Consider the following 20,665-nt stretch of genomic DNA (forward strand, 5'->3'; position numbering starts at 1 on the left):
ACACTTCAAAACTTTTTCGGGTTCGCCATCTGCGTTGGCTTGCATTAAGGAAGCACCCAACGACTGCGCCTCCACCAACGGTCTTTGACAACCGGTCGTGCGATGCAAACTGCCACCTCACAACCGCCCAAAGCCCTTTAAATCCGCGCTGCGATCCGCAGCAAACTTCGTTCCAGACCTCAGCGCGGCAAAACTGTTGCGACGCTTATTGCGGCAATCAGGCTGCCAGCGACGACTGATCGACGCGAACGCCGACGCCCATCGTGCTCGAGACAGCGATCTTGCGCAGGTACACACCCTTGCTCGTTGCCGGCTTCGCCTTGGTCAGCGCTTCGAGGAGCGCGTCCAGGTTGCTGCGCAGCGCGGTCGGCTCGAACGATGCACGGCCGATGGTCGCGTGAATGATACCGGCCTTGTCGACACGGAATTGCACCTGACCTGCCTTCGCGTTCTTGACCGCGGTAGCGACGTCCGGCGTCACGGTGCCGACCTTCGGGTTCGGCATCAGGCCGCGCGGGCCGAGGATCTGACCGAGCGTACCGACGACGCGCATCGTGTCCGGCGAAGCGATCACGATGTCGAAGTTCAGGTTGCCGCCCTTGATCTGTTCGGCGAGGTCTTCCATGCCGACGATCTCTGCACCAGCAGCCTTGGCTTGCTCAGCCTTTTCGCCTTGTGCGAACACAGCGACGCGAACCGACTTACCCGTACCTGCGGGCAGCACGACCGAACCGCGAACGACCTGGTCCGACTTCTTCGCATCGATGCCGAGTTGAACTGCGACGTCGATCGACTCGTCGAACTTCGCCGTAGCGCATTCCTTCACGAGCGACAGTGCGTCGCCGATCGGGTACTGCTTCTGGCGGTCGATCTTGGCTGCGAGTGCCTTTTGACGCTTCGAAACCTTAGCCATTTACACGCCCTCCACGACGATGCCCATCGAGCGGGCGCTACCAGCGATCGTGCGGACCGCTGCATCCATATCGGCTGCCGTGAGGTCCGGCATCTTGGTCTTGGCGATTTCTTCGGCTTGCGCGCGCGTGATCGTAGCGACCTTGTCGGTGTGCGGCTTGGCCGAACCCTTGTCGACCTTCGCTGCCTTCTTGATCAGGACCGTAGCCGGCGGCGTCTTCAGAACGAACGTGAAGCTCTTGTCCGCAAATGCCGTGATGACGACCGGAATCGGCAGACCCGGCTCCATCGCTTGAGTTTGCGCGTTGAACGCCTTGCAGAACTCCATGATGTTCAGGCCGCGCTGGCCCAGTGCCGGACCGACCGGCGGCGACGGGTTGGCTTTACCTGCAGGAATCTGCAGCTTGATAAAGCCAATGATTTTCTTTGCCATGTTGAAAAAACCTCATTGGAACGCGTGAGCGTTCAGGTGAGTGATAGCGCGCTTTCGCCGCAATCTTCGCTGTGCCAACTACCGCACACAACCGCTGCGCTGGACTACTGGCGCTCCTCTACGGCCATAACGCGGACCGTAAGCGCGGAAAAACGGACCGCATCAGGGATGCGATCCGTCGTGTTCGATTTACAGCTTTTCGACTTGGCCGAATTCGAGTTCGACTGGTGTGGCGCGACCAAAAATTGTGACGGAGACCCGGACGCGCGATTTTTCGTAATTGACTTCTTCGACGCTGCCGTTGAAGTCCGTGAAAGGACCTTCCTTCACGCGGACCATCTCGCCGACTTCGAACAGGGTCTTGGGGCGCGGCTTCTCAACGCCTTCCTGCATCTGCGACATGATCTTTTCGACTTCGCGCGGCGAAATCGGACTCGGGCGATTGCGCGCCCCGCCGACAAAACCGGTCACCTTTGCCGTGTTTTTCACGAGGTGCCACGTTTCGTCCGTCATTTCCATTTCAACCAGGACATAGCCCGGGAAGAAACGACGCTCGGTCACTGATTTGTGACCACCCTTCACCTCGACCACTTCTTCAGTCGGAACGAGGATCTGACCAAACTTGTCCTGCATGCCGGCCCGATCAATGCGCTCCTGAAGCGCACGTTGCACGCTCTTCTCCATGCCGGAGTAGGCGTGCACCACATACCAACGCTTTCCGCTCGGGGATGCCGGTGTATCGCTCATATCATTTCCAACCCAGAATCGCCGAGAAAATCACCCACTCAATGGATTTATCGCAAACCCAGAGGAAGATGGCCATTACCAGCACAAAACCGAAGACCACCAAAGTCGTTTGCGTGGCCTCTTTGCGAGTCGGCCAGACGACCTTGCGAACTTCCTTGTACGAGTCTTTGGCAAACGCGATGAAGCTCTTGCCGGGCGCGGAGAGAAGACCGACTACCACCCCCGCGATCACGCCCACTGCGAGCGCTGCACCGCGGACATACCATTCCTGGCTACCGAGCCAGTAGAACCCTACGAACCCGGCCACAACCAACAATACACCTACCACAAGCATCAGCTTGTCGCTGGAAGTATTAACAGTTTCGACGGAAGGATTCGCCATAACACCTTAAAGCACAACGCGCCGAAGCGCGAGAAGTTGGCAGGGGCAGAGGGAATCGAACCCCCAACCTTCGGTTTTGGAGACCGACGCTCTGCCAGTTGAGCTATACCCCTAAACCATTTTGGGGTTGGCCGCATCGCCAACCCCGAAACCACTTAATCGATCAACGAGACTGGCAGAAACTTACTCGATGATCTTGGCAACCACGCCGGCGCCGACGGTACGGCCGCCTTCGCGGATTGCGAAGCGCAGACCTTCTTCCATCGCGATCGGAGCGATCAGCTTCACCGTGATCGACACGTTGTCGCCCGGCATGACCATTTCCTTGTCCTTCGGCAGCTCGATCGAGCCCGTCACGTCCGTCGTACGGAAGTAGAACTGCGGACGGTAGTTGTTGAAGAACGGCGTGTGGCGGCCGCCTTCATCCTTGCTCAGCACGTACACTTCAGCCGTGAAGTGCGTGTGCGGCGTGATCGAACCCGGCTTGGCCAGAACCTGGCCACGCTCCACGTCTTCACGCTTCGTGCCGCGCAGCAGGATACCGACGTTGTCGCCTGCCTGGCCCTGGTCGAGCAGCTTGCGGAACATTTCCACGCCCGTGCAGGTCGTCTTCACCGTCGGCTTGATACCGACGATTTCGATTTCCTCGCCGACCTTGACGATGCCGCGCTCGACGCGACCCGTCACCACCGTGCCGCGACCCGAGATCGAGAACACGTCTTCCACCGGCATCAGGAACGCGCCGTCAACCGCACGCTCCGGCGTCGGGATGTACGTGTCCAGTGCGTCGGCCAGGTTCATGATCGCCACTTCACCCAGCTCGCCCGTGTCGCCTTCGAGCGCCAGCTTGGCCGAACCCTTGATGATCGGTGTGTCGTCGCCCGGGAAGTCGTACTTCGACAGGAGTTCGCGCACTTCCATTTCGACGAGCTCGAGCAGCTCGGCGTCGTCGACCATGTCGCACTTGTTCAGGAACACGATGATGTAAGGCACGCCAACCTGACGGGCGAGCAGGATGTGCTCACGCGTTTGCGGCATCGGGCCGTCAGCGGCCGAGCACACCAGGATTGCGCCGTCCATCTGTGCCGCGCCCGTGATCATGTTCTTCACGTAGTCAGCGTGGCCCGGGCAGTCGACGTGTGCGTAGTGGCGGTTAGCCGTTTCGTACTCGACGTGCGCGGTGTTGATGGTAATACCACGCGCCTTTTCTTCCGGTGCTGCGTCGATCTGGTCGTACGCCTTGGCCTCACCGCCGAACTTCTTGGTCAGAACCGTCGTGATCGCTGCCGTCAGCGTGGTCTTGCCGTGGTCAACGTGACCGATCGTGCCCACGTTCACGTGCGGCTTGGTCCGCTCAAACTTACCCTTGGCCATTTTCGACTCCTAAGAGGATTTTTCCGTACGTTGCGCGGGGCGCGCAAACAATCACTGGTGCTGCTGCCTGCTCGATGCGAGGCCTCTGGAGGCCTGCTAGATACCGGCTGGTGCCCATGGGCAGGATCGAACTGCCGACCTCTCCCTTACCAAGGGAGTGCTCTACCACTGAGCCACATGGGCGAAAACTGCTCTAAAACCGCTTAATACTTCGCTGGAGCGGGTGAAGGGAATCGAACCCTCGTCGTAAGCTTGGAAGGCTTCTGCTCTACCATTGAGCTACACCCGCAAGGATTTGCCGACTCTTCGTCAATTCCCGACACTAACTACAACTGAATTCTGGTGGAGGAGGTTGGATTCGAACCAACGTAGGCGTAAGCCAACAGATTTACAGTCTGCCCCCTTTAGCCACTCGGGCACCCCTCCGTAGAGAACTGATGATTGTGGGGGAACATCCGAACCGTGTCAAGCACTTTATTCGGCGCTGAACCCACAACGCTCTCACTTATAGGGAGAGCGGAAAAGCAAAAACCCCGGCTTTTTAGGGCCGGGGTTTCGCAATAAGGAGCCTGACGATTACCTACTTTCACACGGGCAATCCGCACTATCATCGGCGTGGAGCTGTTTCACGGTCCTGTTCGGGATGGGAAGGGGTGGGACCAGCTCGCTATGGTCATCAGGCATGACGGGTTGCTGCGTCGCACGGGTTTGGGTGAACCTGGCGCCACAGCCAATCGGGAAGAAGCGTAAAGAGGTGCTGTTTCTTGGGGTTGTGTTGTTTCTGGCACAACACCGATCTCTCAACCTGCGCGTCCTTCACTCCACACCGGGAGGAAGACACACCTGTTATAGGATCAAGCCTTACGGGCAATTAGTATCAGTTAGCTTAACGCATTACTGCGCTTCCACACCTGACCTATCAACGTCCTGGTCTCGAACGACCCTTCAAGGGGATCTAGTCCCCGGGGAAGTCTCATCTTGAGGCGAGTTTCCCGCTTAGATGCTTTCAGCGGTTATCTCTTCCGAACATAGCTACCCGGCAATGCCACTGGCGTGACAACCGGTACACCAGAGGTTCGTCCACTCCGGTCCTCTCGTACTAGGAGCAGGCCCCCTCAAACTTCCAGCGCCCACGGCAGATAGGGACCAAACTGTCTCACGACGTTTTAAACCCAGCTCACGTACCTCTTTAAATGGCGAACAGCCATACCCTTGGGACCGGCTACAGCCCCAGGATGAGATGAGCCGACATCGAGGTGCCAAACACCGCCGTCGATATGAACTCTTGGGCGGTATCAGCCTGTTATCCCCAGAGTACCTTTTATCCGTTGAGCGATGGCCCTTCCATACAGAACCACCGGATCACTATGACCTGCTTTCGCACCTGCTCGACTTGTCAGTCTCGCAGTCAAGCACGCTTATGCCATTGCACTATCAGCACGATTTCCGACCGTACCTAGCGTACCTTCGTACTCCTCCGTTACACTTTGGGAGGAGACCGCCCCAGTCAAACTGCCTACCATGCACTGTCCCCGACCCGGATCACGGGCCAAGGTTAGAACCTCAAACAGATCAGGGTGGTATTTCAAGGACGGCTCCATGCAGACTGGCGTCCACACTTCACAGCCTCCCACCTATCCTACACAAACCGGTTCAAAGTCCAATGCAAAGCTACAGTAAAGGTTCATGGGGTCTTTCCGTCTAGCCGCGGGGAGATTGCATCATCACAAACACTTCAACTTCGCTGAGTCTCGGGAGGAGACAGTGTGGCCATCGTTACGCCATTCGTGCAGGTCGGAACTTACCCGACAAGGAATTTCGCTACCTTAGGACCGTTATAGTTACGGCCGCCGTTTACCGGGACTTCAATCAAGAGCTTGCACCCCATCATTTAATCTTCCGGCACCGGGCAGGCGTCACACCCTATACGTCCACTTTCGTGTTTGCAGAGTGCTGTGTTTTTATTAAACAGTCGCAGCCACCAGTTTATTGCAACCCCTTCACCCTCGGAGCGCAGGCTCCTCAAGCTACCAGGGCGTACCTTATCCCGAAGTTACGGTACCAATTTGCCGAGTTCCTTCTCCCGAGTTCTCTCAAGCGCCTTAGAATACTCATCTCGCCCACCTGTGTCGGTTTGCGGTACGGTTAATGTTGAACTGAAGCTTAGAGGCTTTTCCTGGAACCCCTTCCAGTTGCTTCGCTTCCGAAGAAGCTCGCGCCACACCCTTGAATTACGCGCCCGGATTTGCCAAAGCGCCTTCTCCAATGCAGCGACCGGGACTTCCAACACCCGGACAACCTTCCGCGATCCGTCCCCCCATCGCATTCAACACTAGTGCAGGAATATTGACCTGCTTCCCATCAGCTACGCATTTCTGCCTCGCCTTAGGGGCCGACTCACCCTACGCCGATGAACGTTGCGTAGGAAACCTTGGGCTTACGGCGAGGGGGCCTTTCACCCCCTTTATCGCTACTCATGTCAGCATTCGCACTTCTGATACCTCCAGCACACTTTCCAGTGCACCTTCGCAGGCTTACAGAACGCTCTCCTACCATGCACATAAATGTGCATCCGCAGCTTCGGTATATGGCTTAGCCCCGTTACATCTTCCGCGCAGGACGACTCGATCAGTGAGCTATTACGCTTTCTTTAAAGGGTGGCTGCTTCTAAGCCAACCTCCTGACTGTTTTAGCCTTCCCACTTCGTTTCCCACTTAGCCATATTTGGGGACCTTAGCTGGCGGTCTGGGTTGTTTCCCTCTTGACACCGGACGTTAGCACCCGATGTCTGTCTCCCGTGATTGCACTCTTCGGTATTCGGAGTTTGCTATGGCGACGTAATCCGCAATGGACCCATCAACCATGACAGTGCTCTACCCCCGAAGGTGATACACGAGGCACTACCTAAATAGTTTTCGGAGAGAACCAGCTATTTCCAGGTTTGTTTAGCCTTTCACCCCTATCCACAGCTCATCCCCTAACTTTTCAACGTTAGTGGGTTCGGTCCTCCAGCACGTGTTACCGTGCCTTCAACCTGGCCATGGATAGATCACCTGGTTTCGGGTCTACACCCAGCGACTAATCGCCCTGTTCGGACTCGCTTTCGCTACGCCTGCCCTATTCGGTTAAGCTTGCCACTGAATGTAAGTCGCTGACCCATTATACAAAAGGTACGCCGTCACCCCTTGCGAGGCTCCGACTGTTTGTATGCATGCGGTTTCAGGATCTGTTTCACTCCCCTCCCGGGGTTCTTTTCGCCTTTCCCTCACGGTACTGGTTCACTATCGGTCGATCACGAGTATTTAGCCTTGGAGGATGGTCCCCCCATCTTCAGACAGGATTTCACGTGTCCCGCCCTACTTGTCGCATCCCTAGTTCTTCCATTCCGTTTTCGTCTACAGGGCTATCACCTGCTATGGCCGCACTTTCCAGAGCGTTCGACTAACGGTACAGATAAAGAATGCAGGCTGATCCCATTTCGCTCGCCACTACTCTGGGAATCTCGGTTGATTTCTTTTCCTGCGGCTACTTAGATGTTTCAGTTCGCCGCGTTCGCTTCACGTGACCTATGTATTCAGTCACGGATACTCCATTCGGAGTGGGTTTCCCCATTCGGACATCTCCGGATCAAAGCTTGTTTGCCAGCTCCCCGGAGCTTTTCGCAGGCTACCGCGTCCTTCATCGCCTGTGATCGCCAAGGCATCCACCACATGCACTTGTTCGCTTGACCCTATAACGGGTGCGTCTCTCGACTCACTCGCTACAGGCTGAGTTTTCGCGTTGTGCCGTATTCCAAAGCCCTCTTTCGAGGAACTTAAAAATACATCGATACAATCACAACCCTGATTCACCTACTCCACACCCATCTCTAAGTGTGTTTCAGATAAATCTCTTTACTACTTCTTCCTGATTGTTAAAGAACGACAGCCGATACGTTTTCACATACCGCTCTGACTGGCTCAATCGCCAATGCAAAACTCCCTGCATTTAACTGCTCCTGCAGGATGCTGTGCATTAGGGATTGGTGGAGGATGACGGGATCGAACCGACGACCCCCTGCTTGCAAAGCAGGTGCTCTCCCAGCTGAGCTAATCCCCCAGTCATGCATACTCAAGGGGGTTACCAGTCAGCCACCGCGCAGACAAATTGGTGGGTCTGGATGGATTCGAACCATCGACCCCCGCCTTATCAAGACGGTGCTCTAACCGACTGAGCTACAGACCCCTGAGTCTGTCTTTTCTACAGCCGACAAGTGTGAGCGCTTCAATGAACTTCGCAATGAGCTCTGGAAAGGAGGTGATCCAGCCGCACCTTCCGATACGGCTACCTTGTTACGACTTCACCCCAGTCATGAATCCTGCCGTGGTGACCGTCCTCCTTGCGGTTAGACTAGCCACTTCTGGCAAAACCCACTCCCATGGTGTGACGGGCGGTGTGTACAAGACCCGGGAACGTATTCACCGCGGCATGCTGATCCGCGATTACTAGCGATTCCAGCTTCACGCAGTCGAGTTGCAGACTGCGATCCGGACTACGATCGGTTTTCTGGGATTGGCTCCACCTCGCGGCTTGGCAACCCTCTGTTCCGACCATTGTATGACGTGTGAAGCCCTACCCATAAGGGCCATGAGGACTTGACGTCATCCCCACCTTCCTCCGGTTTGTCACCGGCAGTCTCCCCGGAGTGCTCTTGCGTAGCAACTGGGGACAAGGGTTGCGCTCGTTGCGGGACTTAACCCAACATCTCACGACACGAGCTGACGACAGCCATGCAGCACCTGTGTGACGGCTCCCTTTCGGGCACTCCCGGCTCTCACCAGGATTCCGTCCATGTCAAGGGTAGGTAAGGTTTTTCGCGTTGCATCGAATTAATCCACATCATCCACCGCTTGTGCGGGTCCCCGTCAATTCCTTTGAGTTTTAATCTTGCGACCGTACTCCCCAGGCGGTCAACTTCACGCGTTAGCTACGTTACCAAGCCAATGAAGGCCCGACAACCAGTTGACATCGTTTAGGGCGTGGACTACCAGGGTATCTAATCCTGTTTGCTCCCCACGCTTTCGTGCATGAGCGTCAGTATTGGCCCAGGGGGCTGCCTTCGCCATCGGTATTCCTCCACATCTCTACGCATTTCACTGCTACACGTGGAATTCTACCCCCCTCTGCCATACTCTAGCGATGCAGTCACCAATGCAGTTCCCAGGTTAAGCCCGGGGATTTCACATCGGTCTTGCATCACCGCCTGCGCACGCTTTACGCCCAGTAATTCCGATTAACGCTTGCACCCTACGTATTACCGCGGCTGCTGGCACGTAGTTAGCCGGTGCTTATTCTTCCGGTACCGTCATCCCCCCGGGGTATTAACCCAGAGGTTTTCTTTCCGGACAAAAGTGCTTTACAACCCGAAGGCCTTCTTCACACACGCGGCATTGCTGGATCAGGCTTGCGCCCATTGTCCAAAATTCCCCACTGCTGCCTCCCGTAGGAGTCTGGGCCGTGTCTCAGTCCCAGTGTGGCTGGTCGTCCTCTCAGACCAGCTACGGATCGTCGCCTTGGTGAGCCTTTACCCCACCAACTAGCTAATCCGCCATCGGCCACCCCAATAGCGCGAGGTCTTGCGATCCCCCGCTTTCATCCTAAGATCGTATGCGGTATTAATCCGGCTTTCGCCGGGCTATCCCCCACTACTGGACATGTTCCGATGTATTACTCACCCGTTCGCCACTCGCCACCAGGTGCAAGCACCCGTGCTGCCGTTCGACTTGCATGTGTAAGGCATGCCGCCAGCGTTCAATCTGAGCCAGGATCAAACTCTTCAGTTCAATACCTGTTACTGTTTTCGGTTCAGTCAAGAACCGGTCGCTCACTCAAAGCTGACAGGTTCTGAATAAATTCAAAAACCTGACTTACTTTTGTGTGAGACTCTTGATACTTTCGCTACTCCCGGTCATCCCCGAAAGAATCACCAGGTCACGAAACCCATCAAGCGCCCACACTTATCGGCTGTAAATTTTTAAAGATCGCGTCGCACAAGACACCGGAACCACTTCGAACTACCCGGCGCTTTCTGCGTTGCTGCGTCAGCAGCAGAGAAACGAGATTATGCAGACTCTTTCGCGTTTCGTCAACATCTTTTTTAACGTCGCCGTTTAAAAACTGATGACTTCACGCCCCGCCGTTTCTCGCGGCAGGCTTCGCTGCCGGACTTCAGCGGGCGAAGGGGGCGAATCTTAGCGCTAGCGAAACCGATGCGCAAGCCCCTCCGGGTAAATTTCTCACTTCCCGACCAGCGCGGCCAGTGACACGGCATTCGCCATCGCGGCGTAGCCCGCGTCGCTCGGGTGTATATGGTCGCCGCTGTCGTATTCGCTGCGCAGGCGCAGCGGATCAGCCGGGTTGCGCAGCGCCGCATCGAAGTCCACCACGCCGTCGAATGCATGACTCGTGCGGATCCACTCGTTCACTTTCGCACGGATCGCTTCGCGCTCCGGCGGCAGTGCTGCGGGCGTGAGCGTCGCGCCGAGAATGCGTACGCCACGCGCGTGCGCCGCCGCAATCACACGCCGATACCCGGCGATCAGATCATCGGCATTCACGTGCGTATGCGGAGAATCGCAGTCGAGGCCAGAACGCGCCGGCATCGCCTGGAAGTTGATGTCGTTGATGCCGATTAGCAGGACAGCCGTCCTCACGCCCGGACGCAGCGCGTCGCGCCCGAAGCGGCGCTCGAGTGCCTCGCCATAGCACGGCGAGTCGCTCAATAGACGGTTGCCGCTGATCCCCATGTCGATCACGGCCAAATTGGCGCCCTGCTCGCGAGCGAGACGGCGCGCCAGCGCATCGGGCCAACGCCGGTTTTCATTGAGCGAGGATCGCATGCCGTCGGTGATGGAGTCGCCGATCGCGGCAATCGTCAACGCCCCCGGCGCCTCGACCGCCAGCCCCGTTACCCACGCGTATTGCGTGAAGCGCTGCGTGAACGCGCCAATAGACGGATCAGCCACGTGGTCGCCGGGCCGGGACACATAATTCAACTGATTTGCTACCCGATGCCAGGCGACCATCTTCTGCTGCGCTCCCATGTAGGTGCTGACCGCATACGGCGCGCCGCGCTTCAGGCCAATTCGAACCGGATCGCTATCGAGATCGGCGCCGGGCGGCAATGACACCGACGTCCGCCCGCCAAACGTCACTCGCACCGTTCCGGCCTCGCCGACTGCCGCGCCCCCGGCAGAAGGCGCAATCGCCATTGCCTCAATCACCAGCGGCGTGCGTCCATAGAGATTGCTGATATGCACGCGAGCCACCTCGCCACCGAGCGTCGGATAGACGATCTGCCTGACTGTCCGGCCAGCAACGTCCGGCGCACGATAGAGCGGCGGCAGCGCATCGCGTTGCGGAATGGCCTGAAGCGGCGTCGCCCAGCTCGTCACCCATGGGGCGCCAGAAGGCTGTTCGGCAAAAAGGGGCGTGGAACAGGCGAGTGCGGCGAGCAGCGCGGAACCAGCCGCGGTGGTGACGAGGGAAATCTTCATCCGGGAGCGAGGGGGAGTAACGGGCAAAGCGCTCATTGTGCCGCATAGCACGGCCCGCGACCTTCCATCCTCCCGACAAAAGCAGTGCCCGACGGCAGCGCAAGCCACGCGCTAAATTCGCCCGGCCCGGCCTTCCATCCGCTAAAACTCAGTAGCGGAGCATCCGACGTTCACTCGAGACCCGGGCTCCTTTTGACAAAGCGCAAAAAATTGATTTACCGACCGGTCGGTTGGTTTATACTGCGCCATACCCAACACCGACGAGAGCGTCTTCATGTACACGCAATCCCTCGACATTCCCGGCAATGTCGCCCCGCTCGATGCGGACGCGGCCTCGCCAGAGCAGGCGCAATTCGACGCCATCATGGCCGCGGACGGCAAGATCGAGCCGCAGGACTGGATGCCCGAAGCCTATCGCAAGACGCTCGTGCGCCAGATTTCGCAGCACGCGCACTCGGAAGTGGTCGGCATGCTGCCGGAAGGCAACTGGATCTCGCGCGCGCCGAGCCTCAAGCGCAAGGCCATCCTGCTCGCCAAAGTGCAAGACGAAGCGGGCCACGGCCTCTATCTCTATAGCGCGGCGGAAACGCTCGGCGTTTCGCGCGACCAGTTGGTCGATGCGCTCCACGCCGGCAAGGCCAAGTATTCGAGCATCTTCAATTACCCGACGCCCACGTGGGCCGATGTCGGCGTAATCGGCTGGCTCGTCGACGGCGCCGCGATCATGAACCAGATCCCGCTGTGCCGCTGCACCTACGGCCCATATGCACGCGCGATGATCCGCATCTGCAAGGAAGAGTCGTTCCACCAGCGCCAGGGCTTCGACGCCCTGCTCGCCATGATGCAAGGCACCGAAGCGCAGCGCGAGCTGGTCCAGCAGGCGGTGAACCGCTGGTGGTGGCCGGTGCTGATGATGTTCGGCCCGAGCGACGCCGATTCGGTCCACAGCAACCAGTCCGCCAAATGGGGGATCAAGCGCATCTCCAACGACGATCTGCGCCAGAAGTTCGTCGATGCCACGGTCGAGCAGGCCAAGGTGCTCGGCGTCACGCTGCCCGACCCCGATCTGAAATGGAACGAGGCACGCGGCCACTACGATTACGGCACGATCGACTGGGAGGAATTCTGGCGCGTCGTGAACGGCGACGGTCCGTGCAATCGCGAGCGTCTCGGCACACGCGTCAAAGCGCACAACGAAGGCGCGTGGGTACGCGAAGCCGCCCTCGCCCACGCCGAAAAGCAGCGTCAACGCGCCGAAAAGCACGCCGCATAACCCATACACAGGAAGCAAGGAGATCCACGATGAACAAGGAATGGCCAATCTGGGAAGTGTTCGTGCGCAGCAAACAGGGCCTCGACCACAAGCACTGCGGCAGCCTGCACGCCAGCGACGCGTCGATGGCGCTGCGCATGGCGCGCGACGTCTACACGCGTCGTCAGGAAGGCGTGAGTATCTGGGTGGTGCCGTCGTCGGCGATCACGGCTTCGGATCCGGGCGAGAAGGCCGAACTCTTCGAGCCGGCCGGCGACAAGATCTATCGCCACCCGACCTTCTACACGCTGCCTGACGAAGTCAACCACATGTAAGAGCGCCAACATGACGACGCCCACGCAAGAACATCTGGCATATGTGCTGCGCCTCGCCGATACGGCACTGATCCTCGGTCAGCGCAACACGGAATGGTGCGGCCACGGTCCGATTCTCGAAGAAGACATCGCGCTCGCCAACATGAGTCTCGACCTGATCGGCCAGGCACGCATGCTCTACACGCACGCCGCCACGCTCGAAAAGACGCTCAACGGCCGCGAACGCACCGAGGACGATTACGCCTACTTCCGCGCCGAGCGCGAATTCGCGAATTACACGCTCGCAGAACTGCCGCACTTCGGACCGCTCGTCGGCACCACGCATTCGTCCAACGATTACGCTGTGACGATCGTGCGCAACTTCCTCTACGCCTCGCTGATGGCCCATCTGTGGACCGCGCTGCTGCGCTCCGCCGACCCGCAGCTGGCCGCGATCGCCGAGCGCTCGATCAAGGAAACGCGCTACCACGTCCATCATGCGCGCGAGTGGCTGATCCGCTTTGGCGACGGCACGGAGGAGTCGCACGGCCGCGCCCAGGCCGCGCTCGACTGGCTGATGCCGTACACGCGCGAGTTCTTCAGCACCGACGCCGTGGAAACGGCTGTCGCCGAAGCCGGCATCGCGCCGCTCACGGCGCAGTTCGAAGCCGCGTGGCGCGCCGATGTGGAAGCCGCGCTCGAAGAGGCGACGCTCACCATGCCCGCGCCTGTGAAGCACATCACGACTGGCAAGCTCGGCGAGCACTCGGAACACATGGGCTACGTGCTCGCCGAGATGCAGAGCCTCGCGCGCCAGCATCCCGACGCGCGCTGGTAAGCCGCTCTCGCACCCACGCCTGAAGAGGAAGTCACGATGCAAGCGACAGCAGATCACGCGCTCGAACGCGCCTGGGAAGTGCTGGAATCGGTGCCAGATCCGGAGATCCCGGTCGTGTCGATCCGCGAACTGGGCATCCTGCGCGACGTGCGCCGCGCCGCCGACGGCCAGATCGAAGTGGTCATCACGCCCACGTATTCGGGCTGCCCGGCGATGTCGCAGATCGCCGAAGACGTCGCGCACGCGCTCGATATCGCAAAGCTCGCGCCGTACCGCATCGCGACCACCCTTACGCCGGCATGGACCACCGACTGGATCACCGACGCAGCGCGCGAGAAGCTGCGCGCCTACGGCATCGCGCCGCCCACGGGTAACTGCGGCAGCGGCGCGGCCGCCGGCGAGCAGCCGATCACGTTCATGCCGAAGCCGCTGCCGGCGCCCGCCTGCCCGCACTGCGGCTCGCACCATACCGAGCGCCTCGCGCAATTCGGCTCGACCGCGTGCAAGGCGCTGTACCGCTGCATCGACTGCCGCGAACCCTTCGACTACTTCAAACCGTACTGATATGGCCACTCCGCAATTCCATTCGCTGCGCATCCGCGAAGTGCGGCCCGAAACCGCGGACGCGGTCTCTGTCGCTTTCGAAGTCCCACCGGAGCTGCGCGACGCGTATCGCTTCACCCAGGGGCAGTTCGTCACGCTCAAGACCCACATCGAAGGCGAGGAAACGCGCCGCTCGTACTCGATCTGCGTCGGCGTGACCGACTACGACCGCGACGGCGAGCTGCGCATCGGCATTAAGCGCGTGCGCGGCGGCCGCTTCTCGAACTTCGCGTTCGAGCAGCTTGCGCCGGGCCACGAAATCGACGTGATGACGCCCGATGGCCGCTTCTTCACGCACCTGAACGCCGAGCACGGCAAGCACTATGTGGCGTTCTCGGGTGGCTCGGGCATCACGCCGGTGCTCGCTATCATCAAGACAACGCTGGAAACGGAGCCGCGCAGCGCGTTTTCGCTGGTGTACGGCAATCGCAGTGTCGACCAGATCATGTTCGCCGAAGAGCTGGAGGACCTGAAGAACCGTTACATGGACCGCTTCCGGCTTTATCACGTGCTTTCCGACGACATCCAGGACGTCGAGCTCTTCAACGGCGTGCTCGATCAGGCCAAATGCGCGGAGTTCCTGGCGACGCTGCTGCCGGCCGACGAAATCGACGAGGCGTTCATCTGCGGCCCGGCGCCGATGATGGACGCCGCCGAAGCCGCGCTCAAGGCGGCGGGCGTGCCGCAGCAGAAGGTGCATGTCGAGCGCTTCGGCTCGCCTCTGCCGCAAGCGGGCGTGCCGGCGGTCGAGATCACCGAAAGCACACCGGCCGCCGACCTGGAGATCGTCATCGATGGCAAGAAGCGCAAGCTGCGTCTGCCCTACGAGGGCGTGAGCCTGCTCGATGTCGGCCTGAAGGCGGGGCTCGCGCTGCCCTACGCTTGCAAGGGCGGCGTGTGCTGCACCTGCCGCGCGAAGGTGCTGGACGGCGAAGTGAAGATGGACAAGAACTACACGCTCGAAGAGCAGGAAGTCCGGGATGGGTTCGTGCTCACCTGCCAGTGCCATCCGGTCAGCGAGCGCGTGGTGGTGAGCTTCGACGAGCGTTGATGAAAGCGGCGGGGCCTGTTCGCGCCCCGCCACACGGTCCAGCGTCATCAGGATTGGCGAATAAGCCTTAGATTAACGCCACGCTTTCGGCCCTCAGGCGATCCGCTTACACTAGGGGCCGCCCGCCGGTGTTGCAGCGCAACGCTGCACGCTCGCGGGCGGCCCCTTTTGTCTTTGGCGCGCTTTCGGGCGCCTTCGGCGTTCGCCCCGAGCGCAACGAGTTGTCGATGACCACGATCCACCTCATCCACGGCGAGCCGGCAGCGGCTGCGCTGCGCCAGGCCCTTCTGGCCCATGAAGCTTCGCGCGGCAGCGAAGCCGCCCCCGCAGCGGGCACGGCCGGGCACGTGATCGCACTGGCCGACGACCTGACGGTCGGGCCGCTGCGCGACATCGACGAGGCCGGCGACCCGGGTGCCGCACAGCGCGCGGCGTTCTGGCAGCGCCTTGGCGGTATGCGCGAGACGCTCGTGCAGGACGACTGCGTGGCGCTTGCGGCCCTGGAGGCCGCCGATTCTCACGTGGTGATCTGGCACACGCCCGACGCCGCCGACCAACTCGCGCTGCGGCGCATCTGCTACCGGCTGCGCACCGCGCCGCAGCGGCTGAACGAGGTGCGCCTCGCAGCCGACGACCTGAGCGGGCCGCCCAGCGCCGCTGCCGCACGCCTCCTTGCGCATCTTCCGGACGCCGCGCCGATTTCGGTGCTGCGCATCACCCGGCTCGCGCTCGAGTGGCAGGAAGCGAAATTCGCCAACGGCGAAACGCGCCGGTGGCGCAACAATACGTTCACGAGCGGCACGTGGGCCGATCTGGATGCCCGAATCCTCGAGATCCTTGGCGCGGCCACCCTTGAGGATGCGCATGCCATGCCTGGCGCAGCTGGCGCCCCTTGGCTCGCATGCGACACGCTCGGCGCAGCGCTCGCGCGCCGCGGCGCGGGCTTCAAGGTTGGCGAGCCGCTGGTGCTATGGCGCCTGCGCGAACTGGCCGCAGCAGGCGAATTGCGTCTGCGCGACGACATGTGCGCCGCATGCCCAGGCGTCGCTGAAGCCGGCGCCGACGCTGCCGCCCACCACTCGCGCGCCGCGCACCCCTCGCTCTCTTACACCGCAGTCCATCTTTTCCTTTCCCGCTGAACTCCCATGGCACGCACCCGAGCGCCCGACCACGAAACGCAACGCGACCAGATTCTCGAGCTCGCGGCAGCCAAGTTCGCACAGACGAGCTACCCGAGCACATCGATGTCCGATCTCGCAGCGGCGAGCGGGACCTCGAAAGCGCGCCTCTATCACTATTACGAGAGCAAGGAAGCCATCCTCTTCGATCTGCTCGACCGCTACACGAAGCGACTGATGTTGATCATCGCGGAGGTCGAAGGCGCCAGCCAGCGGCGGGGCCTGGACGAGCGCGAGACGTTCGCCGAGCTGATCCGCGCATTCCTCGCCGAATACGAGACCTCGCACAGCCGCCATGTGGCGCTGCTCAACGACGTGAAGTATCTCGTCGACGCACAGCGCGAGATCGTCCTGAACCGCCAGCGCGACGTGGTCGCCGCGTTCACACGCCAGCTCGCGCGCGCCTATCCGGACCACGTCACTACAGAGAACCAGACCTCGCTGACCATGATGGTGTTCGGCATGATCAACTGGACGTTCACCTGGCTCAAGCCGGGCGGACGCATGGGCTACCGGGACTTCGCGGAGCAGGTCATTGAGATGATCGACCACGGTCTGAAGGCCGCCTGACCAGCCGCGGTTTTTTAGATCGGATTGATGCAACGCAACAAGACATGCCGACACAATCGTTGATTCGTCAAATTATCCAAAAATAATATCCGTTCAAAATCAATAGATTACGACTGAATTCAGAAAAATTAGACGCAACCCTCAGACCAAAAATACGGGTTTTCCCTAGATCGCACCCAGGGTTTCCGCTAGAATCCGTTTTGCATCGCATCATGCATGCGCTGCACCTCGCATTCTAAGGAGAACCCATCATGACCCAGCATCCGACCCCAACCAACGAGCCCATCCTGCCGTCCGGCCGCTCGCTGTCGTCCGGTCATTCGCCGGCCATGGTGCGCGTCCTCACCTCCGCCGATCGCGAGCGCTTGCTGACCCACTTCCTCGCGCTCGACACCGAGGACCGCCTCCTGCGCTTCGGCCAGGCAGCACCGGACCACGTGATCGAAAACTACGTCCGCTCGATGGACTTCACCCGCGATACCGTCTTTGGCGTGTTCGACCATCAGCTGCAACTCATGGGCGTCGGCCATCTGGCCTATCTGCCTGCAGACGGCAACGGCCGCACGGCCGAGTTCGGCGTCTCCGTGCTCGAATCGGCGCGCGGCCAGGGCATCGGCACGAAGCTGTTCGAGCGCGCCGCTATTCGCAGCCGCAACACGCACGTCACGACGCTCTATATGCACTGTCTGTCGCGCAACTCGACCATGATGCATATCGCGAAGAAGTCAGGCATGAAGATCGAGTACGCCTACGGCGAAGCCGATGCGTACCTCTCGCTCAAACCCGCCGATCAGAGCAGCATCATCGCGGAAATGCTTCAAGAGCAAGCGGCGGTGTTCGACTACGCGCTCAAGCGCCAGGCTCGCCAGGCGTCCAGACTGATCGAGACGATCCTCCCGCAAGCGGTTGCGGCGTGACTCCTGCCCCGTTGGGTGAAGTAGATCGGAAAAAGCGGCTTCGGCCGCTTTTTCACCATCTGCGGGGTGGAATCGGCGCGCAAAGGCTCAAAGGATCGGCAACGCCGTCGTCTCCTTGAAAGTCTGAAGCGAGAAGCTCGACTTCACGTCGATCACGGACGAGTGATGCAGCAACTGGTCCTGCACGAAGCGAGAGAAATGCGCCATGTCCTCAACCTGTACGCGCAGCAGGAAATCCATGTCGCCCGTCATTGCGTGGCACGCCACCACTTCCGGCCAGGTCTGCACCGCCGCCCGAAAGAGCTCCGCGTGGGTGACACCTTCACGCCCCGCCGCTGTGGGCCCGCGCTTTTCCAGCCGCACGTTCACGTAGGCCAGCAGGTCGAGCCCGAGCTTCTGCGCGTCGAGCAACGCCACATAACTCCGTATCACGCCGATCTCCTCGAGCCGCCGAATACGCCGCAAGCATGGGCTTGGAGAGAGATTCACACGCTCGGCAATTTCCTGATTCGAGAGCCGACCATTCTCCTGAAGAATCGCCAGAATCCGCCGGTCGATCGCGTCTAATTCAATGCTCGCCATTTTCTGCCATCTCATGTATCGATAATGGCAGTTTATAGCGCAAATCACTGGCTGACAGACTCAACTCGCAAGCTTTTGCCCAATCTGTACAGCTACACTTTGCCGCACGAAATCACCATTCCGCGATCGGCAAGGAGACAGCCATGCAAGTCCCTCATTGGGAGAACCCCGTCGGCACCGACGGCTTCGAGTTCATCGAATACACCGCGCCGGATCCCAAGGCGCTCGGCAAGTTGTTCGAACGCATGGGCTTCACCGCCGTTGCGCGCCATCGGCACAAGGACGTGACGCTTTACCGCCAGGGCGACATCAACTTCATCGTCAACGGCGAGCCGGATTCGTTCGCACAGCGTTTCGCGCGCCTGCATGGCCCGTCGATCTGCGCGATTGCGTTCCGCGTGCAAGACGCCGCCAAGGCGTACAAGCACGCGCTCGAACTGGGCGCCTGGGGCTTCGACAACAAGACCGGCCCGATGGAGCTGAACATCCCGGCGATCAAGGGCATCGGCGACTCGCTGATCTATTTCGTCGACCGCTGGCGCGGCAAGAACGGCGCGGCGCCGGGCAGCATCGGCGACATCAGCATCTATGACGTCGACTTCGAGCCGATTCCGGGCGCCGAGCAAAACCCGACGGGACATGGCCTCACCTACATCGACCACCTCACGCACAACGTGCATCGCGGCCGCATGAACGAATGGGCGGAGTTCTACGAGCGCCTCTTCAACTTCCGCGAAATCCGTTACTTCGACATCGAAGGCAAGGTGACGGGCGTGAAGTCGAAGGCAATGACCTCGCCCTGCGGCAAGATCCGCATTCCGATCAATGAGGAAGGCGGCGAGACGGCCGGCCAGATCCAGGAATATCTCGACGCGTACCACGGCGAAGGCATCCAGCACATCGCGCTCGGCACCAATGACATCTACCGTACGGTGGATGGCCTGCGCGCCTCGCAGATCGCGCTGCTCGATACGATCGATACCTATTACGAACTTGTGGACCGCCGCATTCCGAATCACGGCGAGCCGCTGGACGAACTCAAGAAGCGCAAGATCCTGATCGACGGGATGCCTGAAGACCTGCTGCTGCAGATTTTCACCGAGAACCAGATTGGGCCGATCTTCTTCGAGATCATTCAGCGCAAGGGGAATCAGGGCTTCGGCGAGGGCAACTTCAAGGCGCTGTTCGAATCGATCGAACTCGACCAGATCCGCCGCGGCGTGGTGAAAGACAAGGCCTGAGCCTGACGAAATTCCACGCTTCAGTATGCAAAAAGGGCGAAGATCGCATGATCTTCGCCCTTTTTAGTTTTGGAATCCGCCGCCGCACACCCCGCAACGGATTCGGATGAATGGAATGCTGCGCGGATCAGCGCGGCATCGGGATCAACGTTTGACGCTCGGCCCGACCTTCACAGCCGGCGTGGCGTTCGAGTCAGCCTTTGCACACAGCGTGTACTGCGCGCACGACGTCGATGCATTCGCGCCGCTTTTCGTGCTGGCGTTCGAATGCAGGGGCGCGCTCATGGCGAAGAACGCGGCCGAGACCATCAGGAAGGTCTGGATATGTCGATTGTTCATGCGGTACTCCTATTTTGAAACAACCTTTCACTGCGCAATGGCACGTTCGCACCCTGAATTTCTCGGGCGCGTCGCGGTTTGCACAAATGAGGGAGTGAGAGAGGATATTCAAGAATCGCCCGCTGCGGTGCAACTTTTACATGCCGTTACCTCGCGCCCAACTCCGACACATCCTTTGTTACACGGCCCCTTCAGGCCTTTCAGCGTCCTTACCCGGCCACTGAATTCGGCCCGACAGAGCCCGGTGACGCGCACGATTCATGCAGGGTTTCCCGTGGGGGCGGCGGGTTTGCCCGAGTGCTACCATCGCTCAAAAGAAGCCACGATGGCGAGCCTCGGCCAACGCGTCCACAAGACGCCAAGGTCCCCCGAAGTTCTGGCGATCCCACAACGGATT

General features: G+C 59.9%; 17 protein-coding genes, 6 tRNA genes and 3 rRNA genes. 9 read left to right on the forward strand and 17 right to left on the reverse strand.

Annotated features, from left to right (window positions below; translation table 11 throughout):
* Positions 1-217: 217 nt before the first annotated feature.
* From rplA to P5W98_RS13575, 15 genes are all read right to left on the reverse strand, one after another.
* Entirely contained in the window at positions 218-913 is a 696-nt protein-coding gene (rplA, locus tag P5W98_RS13505) for a 50S ribosomal protein L1 (protein ID WP_129563025.1), read from the reverse strand.
* A complete protein-coding gene (rplK, locus tag P5W98_RS13510) occupies positions 914-1,345 on the reverse strand; it encodes a 50S ribosomal protein L11 (protein ID WP_027821100.1) in 432 nt (143 codons plus the stop codon).
* 189 nt (positions 1,346-1,534) lie between these two features.
* Complete coding sequence (gene nusG, locus P5W98_RS13515) at positions 1,535-2,092, reverse strand: transcription termination/antitermination protein NusG (protein WP_027821101.1); 558 nt, start codon at positions 2,090-2,092, stop codon at positions 1,535-1,537.
* 1 nt (position 2,093) lies between these two features.
* Positions 2,094-2,474, reverse strand: coding sequence for a preprotein translocase subunit SecE (gene secE, locus P5W98_RS13520; RefSeq protein WP_183733352.1), 381 nt, complete (start codon positions 2,472-2,474; stop codon positions 2,094-2,096).
* Positions 2,475-2,511: 37 nt separating this feature from the next.
* Positions 2,512-2,587 (reverse strand) — tRNA-Trp (locus P5W98_RS13525).
* Positions 2,588-2,657: 70 nt separating this feature from the next.
* A complete protein-coding gene (gene tuf / locus P5W98_RS13530) occupies positions 2,658-3,848 on the reverse strand; it encodes an elongation factor Tu (RefSeq protein ID WP_129563002.1) in 1,191 nt (396 codons plus the stop codon).
* A gap of 108 nt (positions 3,849-3,956) precedes the next feature.
* Positions 3,957-4,031, reverse strand: a tRNA-Thr gene (locus tag P5W98_RS13535).
* Between the two features lie 32 nt (positions 4,032-4,063).
* Positions 4,064-4,137: transfer RNA gene (locus P5W98_RS13540), tRNA-Gly, on the reverse strand.
* A gap of 51 nt (positions 4,138-4,188) precedes the next feature.
* A tRNA-Tyr gene (locus tag P5W98_RS13545) sits at positions 4,189-4,274 on the reverse strand.
* 141 nt (positions 4,275-4,415) lie between these two features.
* Positions 4,416-4,529 (reverse strand): 5S ribosomal RNA (rrf, locus tag P5W98_RS13550).
* 169 nt (positions 4,530-4,698) lie between these two features.
* Positions 4,699-7,578: ribosomal RNA gene (locus P5W98_RS13555) — 23S ribosomal RNA — on the reverse strand.
* Positions 7,579-7,870: 292 nt separating this feature from the next.
* A tRNA-Ala gene (locus P5W98_RS13560) sits at positions 7,871-7,946 on the reverse strand.
* Positions 7,947-7,995: 49 nt separating this feature from the next.
* Positions 7,996-8,072: transfer RNA gene (locus tag P5W98_RS13565), tRNA-Ile, on the reverse strand.
* Positions 8,073-8,137: 65 nt separating this feature from the next.
* Positions 8,138-9,670, reverse strand: a 16S ribosomal RNA gene (locus P5W98_RS13570).
* Together the 16S, 23S and 5S rRNA genes with 5 tRNA genes alongside form the textbook arrangement of a ribosomal RNA operon.
* Before the next feature lie 453 nt (positions 9,671-10,123).
* Positions 10,124-11,383, reverse strand: a complete 1,260-nt coding sequence (locus P5W98_RS13575) for an SGNH/GDSL hydrolase family protein (protein ID WP_421024934.1) — start codon at positions 11,381-11,383, stop codon at positions 10,124-10,126.
* 274 nt (positions 11,384-11,657) lie between these two features.
* Here P5W98_RS13575 and paaA point away from each other — a divergent pair, with 274 nt between their 5' ends.
* The 8 genes from paaA (at position 11,658) to P5W98_RS13615 (ending at position 18,106) form a co-directional block, all read left to right on the forward strand.
* Positions 11,658-12,656, forward strand: a complete 999-nt coding sequence (paaA, locus tag P5W98_RS13580) for a 1,2-phenylacetyl-CoA epoxidase subunit PaaA (protein WP_421024935.1) — start codon at positions 11,658-11,660, stop codon at positions 12,654-12,656.
* A gap of 29 nt (positions 12,657-12,685) precedes the next feature.
* Positions 12,686-12,970, forward strand: coding sequence for a 1,2-phenylacetyl-CoA epoxidase subunit PaaB (gene paaB, locus P5W98_RS13585; RefSeq protein ID WP_134747545.1), 285 nt, complete (start codon positions 12,686-12,688; stop codon positions 12,968-12,970).
* Positions 12,971-12,980: 10 nt separating this feature from the next.
* The gene (gene paaC, locus P5W98_RS13590) at positions 12,981-13,787 is read left to right on the forward strand and encodes a 1,2-phenylacetyl-CoA epoxidase subunit PaaC (RefSeq protein WP_421024936.1); all 807 of its coding nucleotides are present in this window, start codon (positions 12,981-12,983) and stop codon (positions 13,785-13,787) included.
* A 36-nt stretch (positions 13,788-13,823) separates the two neighbouring features.
* Positions 13,824-14,351 carry a 1,2-phenylacetyl-CoA epoxidase subunit PaaD gene (gene paaD / locus P5W98_RS13595; RefSeq protein ID WP_421024937.1) on the forward strand — a complete coding sequence of 176 codons (528 nt, stop codon included), beginning with the start codon at positions 13,824-13,826 and terminating at the stop codon, positions 14,349-14,351.
* A 1-nt stretch (position 14,352) separates the two neighbouring features.
* Entirely contained in the window at positions 14,353-15,441 is a 1,089-nt protein-coding gene (paaE, locus tag P5W98_RS13600) for a 1,2-phenylacetyl-CoA epoxidase subunit PaaE (RefSeq protein WP_421024938.1), read from the forward strand.
* A gap of 227 nt (positions 15,442-15,668) precedes the next feature.
* Complete coding sequence (locus P5W98_RS13605) at positions 15,669-16,580, forward strand: DUF1835 domain-containing protein (protein WP_421024939.1); 912 nt, start codon at positions 15,669-15,671, stop codon at positions 16,578-16,580.
* Positions 16,581-16,586: 6 nt separating this feature from the next.
* Positions 16,587-17,189: a TetR/AcrR family transcriptional regulator gene (locus tag P5W98_RS13610; protein ID WP_421024940.1), complete on the forward strand. Its 603-nt coding sequence runs from the start codon at positions 16,587-16,589 to the stop codon at positions 17,187-17,189.
* A gap of 251 nt (positions 17,190-17,440) precedes the next feature.
* A complete protein-coding gene (locus tag P5W98_RS13615) occupies positions 17,441-18,106 on the forward strand; it encodes a GNAT family N-acetyltransferase (protein ID WP_421024941.1) in 666 nt (221 codons plus the stop codon).
* 87 nt (positions 18,107-18,193) lie between these two features.
* Here the strand turns inward: P5W98_RS13615 and P5W98_RS13620 are convergent, their stop codons facing one another.
* Positions 18,194-18,688, reverse strand: coding sequence for an Lrp/AsnC family transcriptional regulator (locus P5W98_RS13620; protein ID WP_421024942.1), 495 nt, complete (start codon positions 18,686-18,688; stop codon positions 18,194-18,196).
* Between the two features lie 143 nt (positions 18,689-18,831).
* Between P5W98_RS13620 and hppD the strand changes: the two genes are divergently transcribed.
* Positions 18,832-19,929, forward strand: coding sequence for a 4-hydroxyphenylpyruvate dioxygenase (hppD, locus tag P5W98_RS13625; RefSeq protein ID WP_421024943.1), 1,098 nt, complete (start codon positions 18,832-18,834; stop codon positions 19,927-19,929).
* 144 nt (positions 19,930-20,073) lie between these two features.
* Here hppD and P5W98_RS13630 read toward each other — a convergent pair whose 3' ends face one another.
* Entirely contained in the window at positions 20,074-20,268 is a 195-nt protein-coding gene (locus tag P5W98_RS13630) for a hypothetical protein (RefSeq protein ID WP_421024944.1), read from the reverse strand.
* Positions 20,269-20,665 lie beyond the last annotated feature (397 nt).

The sequence above is a fragment of the Paraburkholderia sp. A1BS-2L genome, from assembly GCF_051125205.1.
Taxonomy (GTDB): Bacteria; Pseudomonadota; Gammaproteobacteria; order Burkholderiales; family Burkholderiaceae; genus Paraburkholderia.